Source organism: Ruegeria sp. AP12 (assembly GCF_056540025.1).
In genome coordinates, this window is sequence record NZ_JBQFVZ010000007.1 from 41,418 (window position 1) to 53,879 (window position 12,462).

Annotated in this window: 14 protein-coding genes; 11 read left to right on the top strand and 3 right to left on the bottom strand. The window is 59.3% G+C overall.

The features are described from left to right. Window positions 1-192: 192 nt before the first annotated feature. The 7 genes from ACR0E6_RS17090 (at window position 193) to uvrC (ending at window position 6,898) form a co-directional block, all read left to right on the top strand. Complete coding sequence (locus tag ACR0E6_RS17090; protein WP_480585489.1) at window positions 193-1,122, top strand: ABC transporter ATP-binding protein; 930 nt, start codon at window positions 193-195, stop codon at window positions 1,120-1,122. After that, window positions 1,119-1,880, top strand: coding sequence for an ABC transporter permease (locus ACR0E6_RS17095; RefSeq protein ID WP_170453233.1), 762 nt, complete (start codon window positions 1,119-1,121; stop codon window positions 1,878-1,880). Before ACR0E6_RS17090 ends, ACR0E6_RS17095 begins: the two co-directional genes overlap by 4 nt. 114 nt (window positions 1,881-1,994) lie before the next feature. Then, complete coding sequence (locus ACR0E6_RS17100) at window positions 1,995-2,792, top strand: S49 family peptidase (protein WP_170453232.1); 798 nt, start codon at window positions 1,995-1,997, stop codon at window positions 2,790-2,792. 1 nt (window position 2,793) lies between these two features. Next, window positions 2,794-2,964, top strand: a complete 171-nt coding sequence (locus ACR0E6_RS17105) for a hypothetical protein (protein ID WP_170522062.1) — start codon at window positions 2,794-2,796, stop codon at window positions 2,962-2,964. Then, on the top strand, window positions 2,961-3,932 hold the full coding sequence (locus tag ACR0E6_RS17110) for a calcium/sodium antiporter (RefSeq protein WP_170522064.1): 972 nt from the start codon (window positions 2,961-2,963) through the stop codon (window positions 3,930-3,932). Before ACR0E6_RS17105 ends, ACR0E6_RS17110 begins: the two co-directional genes overlap by 4 nt. Window positions 3,933-3,953: 21 nt before the next feature. Next, window positions 3,954-4,733, top strand: a complete 780-nt coding sequence (locus ACR0E6_RS17115; RefSeq protein ID WP_480585492.1) for an SDR family oxidoreductase — start codon at window positions 3,954-3,956, stop codon at window positions 4,731-4,733. A 290-nt stretch (window positions 4,734-5,023) separates the two neighbouring features. Then, window positions 5,024-6,898, top strand: coding sequence for an excinuclease ABC subunit UvrC (gene uvrC, locus ACR0E6_RS17120; RefSeq protein WP_480585495.1), 1,875 nt, complete (start codon window positions 5,024-5,026; stop codon window positions 6,896-6,898). Here uvrC and ACR0E6_RS17125 read toward each other — a convergent pair. Then, window positions 6,895-7,779 carry a DMT family transporter gene (locus tag ACR0E6_RS17125; RefSeq protein WP_480585498.1) on the bottom strand — a complete coding sequence of 295 codons (885 nt, stop codon included), beginning with the start codon at window positions 7,777-7,779 and terminating at the stop codon, window positions 6,895-6,897. The two genes, uvrC and ACR0E6_RS17125, sit on opposite strands and share 4 nt — an antisense overlap. Window positions 7,780-7,948: 169 nt before the next feature. On the opposite strand from ACR0E6_RS17125, the gene pgsA reads away from it, so the two are divergent. From pgsA to ACR0E6_RS17140, 3 genes are read left to right on the top strand one after another with little or no spacing between them, the layout of a single operon-like run. Then, entirely contained in the window at window positions 7,949-8,617 is a 669-nt protein-coding gene (gene pgsA / locus ACR0E6_RS17130; RefSeq protein ID WP_170453227.1) for a CDP-diacylglycerol--glycerol-3-phosphate 3-phosphatidyltransferase, read from the top strand. A gap of 3 nt (window positions 8,618-8,620) precedes the next feature. Then, on the top strand, window positions 8,621-8,866 hold the full coding sequence (gene moaD, locus ACR0E6_RS17135; RefSeq protein ID WP_170453226.1) for a molybdopterin converting factor subunit 1: 246 nt from the start codon (window positions 8,621-8,623) through the stop codon (window positions 8,864-8,866). A gap of 1 nt (window position 8,867) precedes the next feature. Beyond that, window positions 8,868-9,338 carry a molybdopterin synthase catalytic subunit gene (locus ACR0E6_RS17140; RefSeq protein ID WP_170624137.1) on the top strand — a complete coding sequence of 157 codons (471 nt, stop codon included), beginning with the start codon at window positions 8,868-8,870 and terminating at the stop codon, window positions 9,336-9,338. Between the two features lie 234 nt (window positions 9,339-9,572). On the opposite strand, the gene ACR0E6_RS17145 is transcribed toward ACR0E6_RS17140, so the two are convergent. Then, a complete protein-coding gene (locus ACR0E6_RS17145) occupies window positions 9,573-10,586 on the bottom strand; it encodes an alpha/beta hydrolase family protein (protein ID WP_480585500.1) in 1,014 nt (337 codons plus the stop codon). Window positions 10,587-10,706: 120 nt separating this feature from the next. Between ACR0E6_RS17145 and ACR0E6_RS17150 the strand changes: the two genes are divergently transcribed. After that, window positions 10,707-11,738, top strand: coding sequence for a helix-turn-helix domain-containing protein (locus tag ACR0E6_RS17150; RefSeq protein WP_480585503.1), 1,032 nt, complete (start codon window positions 10,707-10,709; stop codon window positions 11,736-11,738). 403 nt (window positions 11,739-12,141) lie between these two features. Here the strand turns inward: ACR0E6_RS17150 and ACR0E6_RS17155 are convergent, their stop codons facing one another. After that, the gene (locus tag ACR0E6_RS17155) at window positions 12,142-12,462 is read right to left on the bottom strand and encodes a prefoldin domain-containing protein (protein WP_170453223.1); all 321 of its coding nucleotides are present in this window, start codon (window positions 12,460-12,462) and stop codon (window positions 12,142-12,144) included.

The window sequence follows — 12,462 nt, forward strand, 5'->3', positions numbered from 1 at the left end:
TGATGCGGCCTTCGGGGTATCGGCAGGCGGGCAAGGGATCAATGCGTTTCTGGCCGCAGCGCAGTGGGCGATCGGGGCGGTGTGCGTCGCACTCTGATTGACCTTTCGGCAAAAATGCTCAGAACACTGTGCGGAAGTGACCTGTTCCGCGTGCGGATCGCGGGATATGGTCGGCCAAAACGGGGACCGTGCATGACCGCCATTTTGTCCATAAAGGATTTGCGCAAATCCTATGCTGACGGGTTTGAAGCGCTGAAAGGCGTGTCGCTGGATATCGAAGAGGGTGAGATTCTGGCGCTGCTGGGGCCAAACGGGGCGGGCAAGACCACCTTGATCTCGACAGTTTGTGGTATCACCACCCTTAGTTCAGGGTCGGTCACCGTTGGTGGGCATGACATTCAGACCGAGTTTCGCGCCGCCCGCAAGATGATCGGGCTTGTGCCGCAGGAGATCGCGCTGGAGCCGTTCGAGAAGGTCTATAACACAGTGCGGTTTTCGCGCGGCTTGTTTGGCCACGGCCATGACAGTGCGCGGATCGAGGAAATTCTGCGCAAACTGTCGCTGTGGGACAAACGCAAGAATGCGATCAAGGAATTGTCCGGTGGGATGAAGCGCCGGGTGTTGATCGCCAAGGCGCTGGCGCATGAGCCACGTGTGTTGTTTCTGGATGAGCCAACCGCCGGGGTCGATGTCGAGCTGCGCAAGGATATGTGGGAGATCGTGGCCGAATTGAAACGGGCCGGTGTCACCATCATCCTGACCACCCATTACATCGAAGAGGCCGAAGCCATTGCCGACCGCGTCGGGGTCATCGACAAGGGTGAGTTGCTGCTGGTGCAGGATAAGGACACGCTGATGGCGCAGATGGGCAAGAAGCAGATCGAGGTCATGCTGACCGAGCCCATCACCGACATTCCCAACGCTCTGGCGGCGCATAATCTGGTTCTGAACGGCAATGGCGACGCGCTGGTCTACACCTATGACACCCATGCCGACCGAACCGGGATCACCACGCTGTTGAATGATGTGGCGCAGGCCGGGCTTGTCTTGCGGGACGTTCAGACGCGGCAATCCAGCTTGGAAGAGATTTTTGTCAATCTGGTGTCGGGAGAGCCCGCATGAACTGGTCAGCCGTTGCCGCCATTTATCGATTTGAAATGGCGCGGTTTTTCCGTACTCTGGCGCAGAGCTTTCTGTCGCCTGTCCTGTCCACGTCTTTGTATTTCGTCGTTTTCGGCACCGCCATCGGCAGCCGGATTCAAGAGGTCGAGGGCGTCTCCTACGGGGCCTTCATCGTGCCGGGGCTGATCATGCTGTCAGTGGTGATGCTGTCGATCTCGAACGCCTCATTCGGTATCTATTTTCCCAAGTTTCTGGGTACGATTTACGAACTGCTCTCCGCCCCCGTGAATTTTATCGAGATCGTCATCGGCTATGTCGGGGCGGCGGCGACCAAGGCGTTGTTTGTGGGAATCGTGATCCTGATCACGGCGACATTCTTTGTGGATATTCGCATCGAACACCCCTTTGCCATGGCCGCGTTTCTGATCCTGTCCTGTCTCAGCTTTTCCTTGCTGGGCTTCATCATTGGCATCTGGGCCAGCAATTTCGAGCAGATGTCGCTGGTCCCGCAGCTTGTTGTGACCCCGCTGATCTTTCTGGGCGGGACGTTCTATTCGATCTCGATGCTGCCGCCGCTGTGGCAGACCATCACCCTGTTCAACCCGGTTGTGTACCTGATCTCGGGCTTTCGGTGGTCGTTTTATGGGCTTGCAGATGTGCCGATTGTGTTCAGCCTGCTGGCGATTGTGGCCTTCACCGGGATCTGCCTTGGCGTCATCGGATGGATCTTTAAAACCGGTTGGCGCATCCGCAGCTAGGCCACTGGCGGGCGTTGCATTTTTGCCCATTGGTGTCAGGAAATTGTCTCACGTCACGTTTTGCGATCTGAGAGTCCCTTGTTTAGACGTTGGGGGCACTCTACATCGGCACGCATGAAACTCAGCCTGCCGTTTGTCAAAAAGCACCCCGTTGTGGCCGTCGTGCGCCTGTCCGGAGCCATTGGTATGGCCGGGCGCGGGGCGTTGAACGATACCTCTCTGGCGCCCGTGCTGGAGAAAGCGTTTCGCAAGGGCAAACCGGTTGCCGTCGCGCTTGAGGTCAACTCGCCCGGTGGATCGCCGGTGCAAAGCTCGCTGATCGGGGCGCGGATTCGGCGGTTGTCAGACGAACTGAAGATCCCCGTGATTGCCTTTGTCGAGGATGTTGCTGCCTCGGGCGGGTATTGGCTGGCCGCGGCGGCGGATGAAATCTGGGCCGACGACAGCTCGGTCCTGGGATCAATCGGGGTGATCTCGGCCGGGTTCGGGGCGCATGAGTTTCTGGCAAAGCAGGGGTTTGAACGGCGCGTACATACGGCAGGCAAGTCGAAATCGATGCTTGATCCTTTCCGGCCGGAAAAGAAAGAGGATGTGAAGCGCCTGCAAGGCCTGCTGGGCGACATCCATGAAAACTTCATTGCCCATGTCAAATCCCGCCGGGGCGACAAGCTGGACGAAAATGCCGATCTGTTCACGGGCGAGGTCTGGCTGGCAAAACGCGCGCAGGAACTGGGTCTGATCGAAGGCATCGCCCATCTGAAACCCAAGATGCAGGAACGGTTCGGCGAGAAGGTCAAGTTCCGTCGCTACGGTCTGCGCAAACCCATCTGGTCGCGCTTTGGGGCCTCGCTGGCGCAGGACGCCATTGCAGGGTTAGAGGAGCGGGCAGCCTACGCGCGTTTCGGTTTGTGACGTGATCATCAAGATTGTCACTTTGTTTCTGGTCGCCATGGGTGTTTTGGCGATGTTCGGCAAGCTGCGCTTTCCGGGGCAAAAGCGGTTGAGTTCCGCAAAATGCCCGCGCTGTGGCCGGTTTCGGATCGGCAAGGGCCCGTGCGCCTGCGAAAAAGGAGGCCGGACATGACGGCATGGCTGCTCTCCGGCCTTGGGTTGGTGATCCTGCTGCTGGCCGGCGATGCGTTGGTGCGCGGTGCGGTGAACCTGAGCCTGCGGCTGGGTGTGCCAGCGCTGATTGTCAGCCTGACGATCGTGGCCTTTGGCACCTCGGCCCCCGAGTTGCTGATTGCGATCAGCGCGTTGAAGGAAAACGCGCCGGGGATCGCGCTGGGCAACGTTGTAGGGTCCAATACCGCCAATATACTGCTGGTGCTGGGTGTCCCTGCCTTGCTGGCGACCCTGCACACCAGCGAGTGTGACAGTCGTAAGAACTATGTGTTCATGCTGCTGGCCAGTGTGTTGTTCATCGGTCTGGCGTTTTGCGGCGTCTTCAATCTGGTCAGCGGTGCCATTTTGCTGGCCGCGCTTGGCCTTGTTCTGTGGAATGCGTTCCGCGAAGCCAAAGCCCACCGCAAAGCCTGTGCCGATGCCGAGAACGGATGCGCCGAGGATGAAGAACTGGACGGTCTGGAAGAGGCCGACCCTGACATGCCGTACTGGAAGATCTCGATCTACCTGATCCTGGGTCTGATCGGCCTGCCCATGGGCGCGCACTTGCTTGTGGACAATGCCACCGTCATCGCGCGGATGTACGGGATCAGCGAGACGGTGATCGGGCTGACTCTGGTTGCGGTTGGAACGTCCCTGCCCGAACTGGCCACAACCGTTATGGCGGCGCTGCGGCGTCAGGCGGATGTGGCGCTGGGCAATGTGATCGGGTCGAACATGTTCAACCTGCTGGCCATCGTCGGCATCGCCACATGGTTCGGCAACATCCCCGTCGACCCGGAATTCCTGGAATTCGATCTGTGGGTCATGCTGGGCGCATCGTTGCTGTTGATCCCGTTTGTGTTCTTCAAACAGGACATTTCCCGGATCTGGGGTCTGGTGTTGACTTTCCTTTATGCGCTTTATGTCACCACATTGCTGATGTGACCTGACAGAAAGAGGTAGCCCATGACCCGAGCGTTAGTGACCGGAGCCGGTATCCGTCTGGGCCGCGCCATGGCGCTGTATCTGGCCGGGCGCGGGTATGATGTGGCGGTGCATTACGCGACGTCCGAAGGACCGGCGTTAGAGACCGTTGCGCAGGTTGAGGCCCTTGGCCGGGAAGCCGATGCGCTGCAGGCTGATCTGCTGGATGAGGCTCAGGTCACCGCCCTGCTGCCACGCGCGGTCGAGGCGCTGGGCGGGCCGATCACCTGTCTGGTGAACAACGCCTCGATCTTTGAATACGACAATATCAAAACCGCAACGCGCCAAAGCTGGGACCGGCACCTCGACAGCAATCTTCGCGCGCCGTTTGTGCTGACACAGGCCATGGCCGAACAGGGTTTGCAGCCCGAAACAGATGCTCAGGGTGAGCCTGTGGCGACCGGGCTGATCGTCAACATGGTCGATATGCGGGTGCGCAAGCTGACGCCCGAGTTCATGACCTACACCATCGCCAAGATGGGTCTGTGGGCACTGACCCGGACGGCGGCGCAGGCGCTGACGCCCTCAATCCGCGTCAATGCCATCGGGCCGGGGCCAACCATGCAAGGCCACCGCCAGTCCGAAGCACATTTTCAGGCGCAGCGCGCCAACACCGTGTTGGAACGCGGGGCGAATCCGTCGGATATCACGGCAGCTTTGGGCTATTTCCTGGATGCGCATGCGGTCACAGGACAGCTTTTATGCGTGGATGGCGGGCAGCATCTGGGGTGGCAGACACCGGATGTGCTGGGGGTAGAATAAGCAATTCCCGTGCAAGTTTTGCACCGCTCTCATTCATGTTACCTGTCCGTTACAAAAATGTCTTTTTTTTCATGCACTTGCTAAGTGTTCAAAAAAATAACATTTAAAAACAATACGATATGGCACTGCCTATTTTTTGTGCAACTTGACGAAACAGCAAGGAAACAAGGAAAAATCCAGCCTCACGGAAACTTATCTTCACACTTATCCACAGAAACCGTGGATTTGTTTTCTCTTGAACTGAGACGCGCAAGATTGCAGCCATTGTCAGGGAATCATATCTCAGGGCCATGACCTCCCACAGCGAATCAACTTCGGACACTCAGCCAACCGGCTATGCCTGTATTCAGCGTTACGTGAAAACGCTGGACAGCTCTCCGGGTGTGTATCGGATGCTGGATGGGGATAGTCGGGTTCTGTATGTGGGCAAGGCGCGGAATCTCAAGGCGCGGGTGTCGAATTACACGCGCCCCGGGCATTCGGGGCGGATCGAGAAGATGATCGCCGCGACCGCCTCGATGATGTTCCTGACCACACGGACCGAGACTGAGGCTCTGCTGCTGGAACAGAACCTGATCAAGCAGCTCAAGCCCAAGTACAACGTGCTGCTGCGGGATGACAAAAGTTTCCCGAATATTCTGGTCGCCAAGGATCATGCCTTTCCGCAGATCAAGAAACATCGCGGGGCAAAAAAGGAAAAGGGTGCCTATTTCGGGCCGTTTGCCAGTGCAGGCGCAGTGAACCGGACGCTGAACCAGCTGCAAAAGGCATTCCTGCTGCGCAACTGCTCGGATTCCATGTTCGACAGCCGCACGCGGCCCTGTCTGCTGTATCAGATCAAGCGGTGCTCGGGGCCTTGCGTTGGGCTGATTTCCGAAGACGATTACCGCGAAAGCGTCAGGGATGCGGAACGCTTCCTGTCGGGCCGTTCGACCAAGGTGCAGGAGGAACTGGCAGAACAGATGATGGCCGCGTCCGAGGCGATGGAGTTCGAACGCGCCGCCGGTCTGCGCGACCGTATCCGGGCGCTGACGCAGGTGCAGACGTCTCAGGGCATCAACCCGCGCGGCGTGGCCGAGGCGGATGTGATCGGCCTCTATATGGACAGCGGGCAGGCCTGTGTGCAGGTGTTCTTCATCCGGGCCAACCAGAACTGGGGCAACAAGGATTTCTATCCGCGCGTGGGGGCCGATGTGTCCCCGGCCGAGGTGATGGAGGCTTTCCTTGGCCAGTTTTACGACAACAAGGAACCGCCCCGGCAGTTGATCCTGTCGGATGGGATCGAAAACGCCGATCTGATGCAGCAGGCGCTGACCGAGAAAGCAGGCCGCAAGGTGGAAATCCTCGTGCCCCAACGCGGTGAGAAGCAGGAACTGGTCGCGGGAGCCCTGCGCAACGCGCGGGAATCTCTGGCCCGGCGCATGTCGGAAAGCGCCACGCAGGCCAAGCTGTTGCGCGGCGTGGCTGAGGCGTTTGATCTGGACGGGCCTCCTGCGCGGATCGAGGTTTACGACAACTCTCATATTCAGGGCACCAACGCGGTCGGCGGCATGATCGTGGCTGGCCCTGAGGGGTTCATGAAAAACGCCTATCGAAAGTTCAACATTCGGGGCGATGACCTGACGCCGGGCGATGACTTTGGCATGATGAAAGAGGTTCTGACCCGCCGTTTCACCCGCCTGCAAAAGGAAGACCCCGACCGCGACAAAGGGTTATGGCCCGATCTGTTGCTGATCGACGGCGGCGCGGGGCAGGTGAGTGCGGTGCATGAGATCATGGTGGAACATGGCGTCGAGGATATCCCCATGGTCGGCGTTGCCAAAGGTATCGACCGTGACCACGGCAAGGAAGAATTTCACCGCATCGGCCAGCGCCCCTTTGCGCTGAAACGCAACGACCCGGTGCTGTATTTCATCCAGCGTTTGCGGGATGAGGCGCACCGGTTCGCCATCGGCACCCACCGTGCGAAACGGGCCAAGGCCGTGGGCGCGACCCCGCTGGATGAAATCCCCGGCGTGGGCGCGGCGCGCAAACGCGCCCTGCTGGCGCATTTCGGCAGCGCCAAGGCGGTCAGCCGGGCCAATCTGGCGGATCTGAAAGCGGTCGAGGGGATCTCAGCCGGGTTGGCGCAGAAGGTTTACGATTTCTTCCACGACAAGGGCTAAGTCCGCCGCCCGCGCCACAGGATATACAGCCCCGAGGCGACGATCAGTGCGGAACCGATCCACATGGTCTGGTCCAGACGTTCTCCGAACATCACCACGCCCAACGCCACACCGAACAGCAGGCGGGAATAGCGGAACGGCGTGACGGCTGCGACCTCTCCGGTGCGCATGGCTTTCATCAGCGATGCGTAGGCGATTGTTCCGAAACCCACGGCTCCGGCAACGTGCAGGCTTGTGTTCAAATTCAGCGCGGCGACCGGGGCCTGTTCCCAAAAGCTATAGGCAAACCCGGCGATGATCACGCAGGCAAAGCCATAAAAGCCCAGAACTTCGGTGCCCAGACTGGCCGGGGCCGCACGGCTGGCCAGATCGCGCCCGGCAAATCCCAACATGCCAAACACAGCCAGCAGAGACAGCAGCGTGAAACTCTCGCCGGTTGGTTGGATGATGATCACAACGCCGAGCAAACCGACGAGAATGGCGCTCCACCGTCGCCAGCCGACGGTTTCGCCAAACAACAGCGCGGCGCAGGCGACGACGACCAGCGGGGTGGCCTGCAGGACCACGGTGGCCGAGGACAAGGGGGTCAGCGTGAAGGCCAGTATGTAGAACAGGCGTCCCAGAATCTCGAACACGGCGCGGATTTTCATCGCGGGCGACAGCACGTCGGGCTGCCATAACCGTGTGCCACGCGCAAACGCGACACTGGCAAAAATCACCACGCCGCCCGCACCGAACAGGACCAGAATCTGCCAGATCGGCAGCGTCAGGGCGGCAGCCTTCAACAGCGCGTCCTCTAGCGCGAAACACGCCATCGCGCCGATCATCCACGCGCTGCCCGTCAGGTTCGCACGCGCATCGGTTTGAATATTCGGGGTCATATGTCGCCCTTGGCCAAGTCACCCGCAATCTGACGCCATTCCGACCTGGGGCCAAGAGGCAATGCAGCCCCGCACCGAGCCCGTGTCGCTTTGAACAACCGCCTGTGATTGGTGCAGTTTTTTGCGCGTTCGTCTTTTCTGTCCTGACCCGGCGATGTAGGGTCTGCGCATGAAGTGGAACTTGCCCAATATTCTGACCCTGCTGCGCCTGCTGGCCGCACCCGGTCTGGCCGTGATGTTTCTGTATTTCACTCGCCCCTACGCAGACTGGTTTGCCCTGATCCTGTTCATGTCGGCGGCGATCACGGACTGGTTCGATGGCTATCTGGCCCGCGCGTGGAAGCAGGAAACCAAGATCGGAGCGATGCTGGACCCGATTGCCGACAAGGCCATGGTGGTGATCGCGCTGATGATCCTTGTGGGATACTCGACCGAGCACTGGACCCCGTGGCTGGTGCTGCCCGCCACCGTGATCCTGTTTCGTGAGGTCTTTGTCTCGGGCCTGCGCGAATATCTGGGGGATGTTGCCGGGACGCTCAAGGTAACAAAGCTGGCGAAATGGAAGACCACGGCGCAGATGTTCGCCATTGCAATTCTGTTTTCGCAGGGGATCTTTGAACACTACTTTGTGATGGCAACGTTTGGCATGGACGCGCCGACCATCGATCAGGTTTTGACCGGCCAGATCGAGGATGTAAACAACATCGCCTGGACGTTAGAGGGCATGTATTGGTCGGGCCAGATCGGGTTGTGGCTGCTGTGGATCGCCGCGACTCTGACATTGATCACCGGCTACGACTACCTACGTAAAGCCATGCCCCATCTGAAGGAGAGCTAAGCGATGGACGTGCTGTATTTCGCCTGGGTGCGCGAACGCATCGGCCTGCCGAAAGAAAAGGTCGAGACCGAGGCTGCGACCGTGTCCGAGCTGGTCGCCGAGCTTAGCGCACGCGAAGATCGCTATGCCGCCGCCTTTGCCGACATCTCGGCCCTGCGCGTGGCGCTGGATCAGGAATTGTCCGACTTCGATGCCCCCTTGGCCGGGGTGCGCGAGGTGGCGTTTTTCCCGCCCATGACCGGTGGCTGAGATGCGTATCGCGGTTCAGGAAGCGCCATTTGATCTGGGGGCCGAGGCCAATGCTTTTGCTGCCGGTGACGACGCCAACGGCGCCATTGTGACCTTTACTGGGGTGGTGCGCGATCTGGCCTCGGGCGATCTGGATGTAATGGAAATCGAGCATTATCCGGGCATGACCGAACGCGCCCTGACCAAGATCGCGGAAGAGGCGCGCGCGCGCTGGTCATTGGGCGACGTGCTGGTTATTCACCGCCACGGGCGGCTGGCTCCGGGCGATCGCATCATGATGGTGGCGACCGCTGCGCGGCACCGCAAGGATGCGTTCGAGGCGGCCGAGTTTCTGATGGACTACCTCAAATCCCGCGCGCCGTTCTGGAAGAAGGAAATCACCAACTCCGGCGCGGAATGGGTTGCCGCCAAGGATGAGGACGAAGACGCGCTGACCCGTTGGGATGGAACGTCGCAACTCTCTGAGTCTTGATGCGAGTTTTCTGGATCAAAGCAGCTTGCCCCGACACGCAGCATTGGCCCGAACACCGTGCATTGCTGATCCAGCGTCGGCTGTGTGGACGAAGCTCCAATTCGCGGCACCCGCGCTAATGGCTGCTTACAAAATTCGGGAAATGGCAGAAGGAGGGAGTTTTCGCAGTGAGTTCCGCCTCCCGCATCATTGGCAGCAGGCGGAGCTCTTATGAATGGATTGGACGGGACTCCTCTAGAGGCCAAGTCCGGACGCAATTGCCCCGATGAGTTGCACGTGCACAGTGGCGCGGTCCGTGCCTTCCGGGTCCGTGCAGATCGGGTCGTCCTGTTCCTCTTCAAGCAACGCGGCAGCACGAGGTTTGCACGTGCCGAGGAAGGTGAAGTGGTTCGCCGGAGCAATCTCAACATAGGAAGCATCAGGCAATCTGTTCGCAAGGGCATTGCCATCCGGTCCTACGTCAGCAGCTCCGAGCCGGTCTACGTCACCCAGGTTGATGAGAGTAATGCCTGCCAAAGCGTCCTGAAGCGACTCTGGATCAACACCACCGCCGAAGCCGGGGTCGACAATCACGGCTCGTGAGATACGCGGATCGCGCGCATCCGCGTCAAAACCGGGATAGTCAGCGAAACGCACACCGCCCCGGCGGAAGAACACACAATCGGCGGCCTCCGGACTCGCACTACAGTTTGTGTCTTGAGCCGCACCATCGAAGCGGACACCGGCCAACCCGAGAGCGGTTGCCCCGCCCAGGGAAAATCCGACGACGCCGATCTGATCCGGATTGACGAAAGGCGCAAAAGCTGGATCGGCGAGGATCATGTCGAGTGCGGCGGTCAGATCATTTGCACGCGCTTCCAGATCAACCGACCGGCGCGGAGAGCTGTCTCCGCTTGTTGAGCCTGGATGGTTCACAGCCAAAACCATCGCTCCGTTCGCCACAAGACCGCTTGTCAGCCATCCCAGGCTATCGGCATTCCCGCCTGAACCATGGGACAAAAGGACAAGCGGGTGCTCACCCTCCGCGATGGCAGGGCCGATGAACGCGAATGTCGGGTCAAAGATCGGGCCATCTCCGACGGGGGCGCGATAGGTGGGGTTCGCCGCCGGATACCAGATCGAGGCGGCTATCGGCCGGGCGCGGTGGTCGGCTGTCAGATCGAACCGGTCGTAGCCGGGTAGCATATCCGCCGCGACAGGGCCTGCGTGGGGCAGTGCGAGCATGGCAAGAAAAGCAAAGCGTTTCATAGGAACCTCCGTTTTCGAACGCATGCCTTTGGATTTGCGGACAAATGCGGACTATCGCGTCCTGTTTTCGGGATTCAGGTCGTCACAATCGGGATTCTGGACAATAGTCGCGACATGCCCATGCTCCCGATCCCCGCCTTTGCCGCCATCGTTCTCGCCTATCTTGCGGTCCGCACTCTTCTGTCAGAGGGCAGGCCGCTACTGATCGCTTTTCTTGCCGCCTGCGCAATGCAATCGTTTCTGGTCGCGATGGTCATCGGATATGATGTCGCTTGGCTCCGACCCGTTCTGCCGGTCAGTGCCACGGTCATCCCGCCGCTTGCGTTGATCACATTGCAGGATGCCCTGATCAGCCGGGTATCGCTTCGCCAATCAACTCTGCACGGTATAGCACCAGCATTCACACTGTTCTGTCGTATCTTCGCGCCTGAGACGACGGACATCGTCGTGCCGCTCATCTTTGCGGGCTATGGTGTTGCGATCCTCCATCTGTTGCGCAGCTCCGGAGACATGCCCCTTGCCCGGTTGGACGCCGGGCCTGTTCCAAAGGTTATTTGGCAGGCCTTGGGGTGGGCGCTGATTGCTTCGGCCATCAGCGATGTGTTCATCGCCGTAGCATTCATAACGGGCAACGAACACTGGGCCGGATGGTTGATCACTTTCTCTTCGTCCCTGGTGCTCGTGCTTCTGGGGTTGCTTAGTGGTAGCCCCTCCGCATCTGGTGTGGCTGGTGAAACTTCAGCCGAGCCAGCGCCGCAGCCCAGAGAAACGAGCAAAGAAGACATCGAAATTTTGCAAGCGCTTGAGGCTTTCTTGAAACGAGAGCCTATGCATCTTGATCCAAATCTCACCTTGTCGCGGCTGGCACGTCGCCTTCAGCTGCCCGAAAAGCGTCTTTCCAGGGCAGTCAATCGCGCGACTGGTGCCAATGTCTCTCGCTACGTAAATACTTGGCGCGTTCGCCATGCCTGCAAGTTGATCGAGGGCGGCGCGACTGTCACCGACGCGATGTTCGATAGCGGGTTCAACACAAAGTCGAACTTCAATCGTGAGTTCCTGCGAGAAACAGGCCTCCCGCCGAGCCAATGGAAACAAGGGATGCAATCGTCGTCGAATGTGACGCGGATTTCCGACGCAAGCAAAGGCGGTTGAACTGGCAAGCATCTGGACAACCGCCCCCTTACAGACCCTATCCGCCAATAGCGGTCGTTTTTGCCACTGCCGTTGATATCGCAGGATTCATTGATAAACATTGCGCCTAAAACCTTGGCAAAAGCTCTTTTGATTTTGACACGTTTTTGGCCACGGCCCACGGTGCGGACATTCGTGCAGTCCGCAGCATCCGATAAAGTGGGCTCACCGACGACATTTTCTAAAGTGCGTCGTACTGATCAATACTTATGCGCCTAATCTCTTTGCTCCAAGGATGTTTGACTGGCGCACATCTCTGAAGTCGAACACTCACCTTGTTAGTGATGCAACTATAACGGTTCGGTCAGGTTCATGTGACGGTCAACAGCTTGCAAGCGCGAAGGTCTCAATTCTGAGGAATATCCTAGTCCGCGTTGTTGATGCGTCCGCGCAGTTCTTCGGCCTCTTGCCGGGCGGCGCGCAGGCCGTCCATGGCGGCGGCGAGTTCCGCTTCGGTCTGGGTCAGCTGGTTGGTCAGTTCGGCTTCGCGCTGTTGCAGGTAGGTGATCGCCTGATCGCGGGTTTCTTCGGCCTCGTGCAATTCCTGGCTCATCCGGTCCAGATCGGCCACGTCGCTTTGGCGCACGCGGGACAGGCGGTGGGCCAGCCAGTTGGCGAACCAGCCCATGCAGAAGGCCGCGAACAGGATGACGGCGGTGGCGATGATGAATTCGGTTCTGTTCAC

Bases quoted from the DNA above. Each gene is read 5' to 3' on its own strand.
- ACR0E6_RS17090 (WP_480585489.1), top strand. From the start codon at position 193: ATGACCGCCATTTTGTCCATAAAGGATTTGCGCAAATCCTATGCTGAC.
- ACR0E6_RS17095 (WP_170453233.1), top strand. From the start codon at position 1,119: ATGAACTGGTCAGCCGTTGCCGCCATTTATCGATTTGAAATGGCGCGG.
- ACR0E6_RS17100 (WP_170453232.1), top strand. From the start codon at position 1,995: ATGAAACTCAGCCTGCCGTTTGTCAAAAAGCACCCCGTTGTGGCCGTC.
- ACR0E6_RS17110 (WP_170522064.1), top strand. From the start codon at position 2,961: ATGACGGCATGGCTGCTCTCCGGCCTTGGGTTGGTGATCCTGCTGCTG.
- ACR0E6_RS17115 (WP_480585492.1), top strand. From the start codon at position 3,954: ATGACCCGAGCGTTAGTGACCGGAGCCGGTATCCGTCTGGGCCGCGCC.
- uvrC (WP_480585495.1), top strand. From the start codon at position 5,024: ATGACCTCCCACAGCGAATCAACTTCGGACACTCAGCCAACCGGCTAT.
- ACR0E6_RS17125 (WP_480585498.1), bottom strand. From the start codon at position 7,779: ATGACCCCGAATATTCAAACCGATGCGCGTGCGAACCTGACGGGCAGC.
- pgsA (WP_170453227.1), top strand. From the start codon at position 7,949: ATGAAGTGGAACTTGCCCAATATTCTGACCCTGCTGCGCCTGCTGGCC.
- moaD (WP_170453226.1), top strand. From the start codon at position 8,621: ATGGACGTGCTGTATTTCGCCTGGGTGCGCGAACGCATCGGCCTGCCG.
- ACR0E6_RS17140 (WP_170624137.1), top strand. From the start codon at position 8,868: ATGCGTATCGCGGTTCAGGAAGCGCCATTTGATCTGGGGGCCGAGGCC.
- ACR0E6_RS17145 (WP_480585500.1), bottom strand. From the start codon at position 10,586: ATGAAACGCTTTGCTTTTCTTGCCATGCTCGCACTGCCCCACGCAGGC.
- ACR0E6_RS17150 (WP_480585503.1), top strand. From the start codon at position 10,707: ATGCTCCCGATCCCCGCCTTTGCCGCCATCGTTCTCGCCTATCTTGCG.